The sequence below is a fragment of the Mycobacterium sp. SMC-18 genome (assembly GCF_045310895.1).
Taxonomy (GTDB): domain Bacteria; phylum Actinomycetota; class Actinomycetes; order Mycobacteriales; family Mycobacteriaceae; genus Mycobacterium.
In genome coordinates, this window is sequence record NZ_JBJIAL010000121.1 from 1 (window position 1) to 1,552 (window position 1,552).

At 59.1% G+C, this 1,552-nt stretch carries 2 protein-coding genes; both read right to left on the minus strand.

The genetic code is table 11. The features are described 5' to 3' along the window. Nucleotides 1-45: 45 nt before the first annotated feature. Complete coding sequence (locus tag ACJH6J_RS30360; RefSeq protein ID WP_406805030.1) at nt 46-495, minus strand: GTPase domain-containing protein; 450 nt, start codon at nt 493-495, stop codon at nt 46-48. Continuing rightward, the coding region (locus ACJH6J_RS30365) for a hypothetical protein (RefSeq protein WP_406805031.1) at nt 492-1,552 on the minus strand (1,061 nt) is incomplete at its 5' end. The genes ACJH6J_RS30360 and ACJH6J_RS30365, both read right to left, overlap by 4 nt.

Consider the following 1,552-nt stretch of genomic DNA (forward strand, 5'->3'; position numbering starts at 1 on the left):
AATTACGTGACAGCCAGGGTGGGGAATTACGTGACGGACAACCCCTCAAACCTGGGGAAATACGTGACCGCTGACACGAAGCACAGGATATTCAGCAGTGGCGAGTTGCGGCGGCACCACGACAATACCGATGTCGGTCCGTGCGATGGCGTCCGATGCAAGTCCGGTATTCATCTCTGCGCGAGCATCGGTGCCACCCGAGACGAACCCGGGTGTGTCCCGCAACAGACACCCGGCGGCGTGAATCTCGTTGACCTCAAAGGTCTCATGTCGCGCACTAATCGTGAGCCAAGCTGGAACCTCCTGCCCGAGCTCGATAAGCAACCGGCGCAGGAGCGAACTCTTTCCGGTGTCGTACGAACCGTAGATTGTCACTACCGTCTCGGTAACGGCCGCGAAATCCTGCCAGCTTTGTTCCAGGCGTTGGCCGATCTCGCCACCGGGAACTGCATTCAGCCAATTCTTGGCGGCGTCGACATCGATGGGATCACTCATTTCCCGCTACCTCCCCGTAGCTCTTGTGCTGCAGTAATAAGTTCATCGGCCACCTCCAGTCGCCGTTCCAGCCGCTCGGCCTCCTGCTGCGCAGCACGCTGACGTCCTTCGTACTGACCCCGAAGAAGTCGGACCTGTTCGGTGCGTTCGTTCAGGTACGCCCAGGGGCCATCAGGTTCAGCAAGCAACAGTTGTACTGCGTCGTGCTTATCCGACTCCACCTGTTCCACAGCAGCATCGCGTTTGGAGTCCCAGTTCCGCGCCTTACTCGCTTGAAAGGCCCAGTCAGCTCCATCCGCGGCGACTGCGACAACACCGAACACCACCCCGACTCGCCCGACGGCTTTGCCGGCTTTGATCGCACCCCACGGTTTGAACTTGTGACCGAAGAAATGGCCAATTTGCAAGGCTGCCTCGCGGTTACCGAGCACCTTGCCCAATTGGGCTCCGAACTTCGCCACAGAGCCAGCTACCCCGGCTGCCTGCCCGACGGCATCACCGACACCACCTACCGATGCCGCGCCCGGTAGATTGAGGTTAACGTCGAATCCAGCCGCTGCCTCTTCACGGCTGATCGTAGAAGCGTGCGTCGTCGACCAGTCGTTGACCTTTGCGGTCGCTCTTTCCATGAATCTCTTTACTTCGTTCTCGGTTTCGGCACTACGCCAGGAACTGATCGCTTCGGCAAGGTCCTTCTCTTCACCAACAGCGACTGCTCGGATACGGGCGACAGCCTGGGTGACAAAGGCTGCGAGCACATCGTCGAGTTCGTGTTCTAGTGACCGCTGCAGGTAATCTGCGTCTTCGAGGCCAATATCCATTGCTGCGATTAAGGAATCATGCTTGCCGGTCTCATTGCGGTAGGCCGCGATGTCCGCGCGAGTGTCCTCCCGCAGTACGAGGAGTGCTGAGCAGGCTTTGTCGAATCCGGCAAGCGCAGTAGCGCGCGTCAGATCGTCATCGACCCACTCCCGTAGCGCGGGAGGAATTGTCAATACCTGTGGATCGGCTTGTTTCAGGCGACCTCCGTTCCAGTTGATTCGGTCGGTGCCGAGTC

Excerpts from the sequence above, each read along its gene's own strand:
- ACJH6J_RS30360 (WP_406805030.1), bottom strand. The coding sequence starts at position 495 with ATGAGTGATCCCATCGATGTCGACGCCGCCAAGAATTGGCTGAATGCA.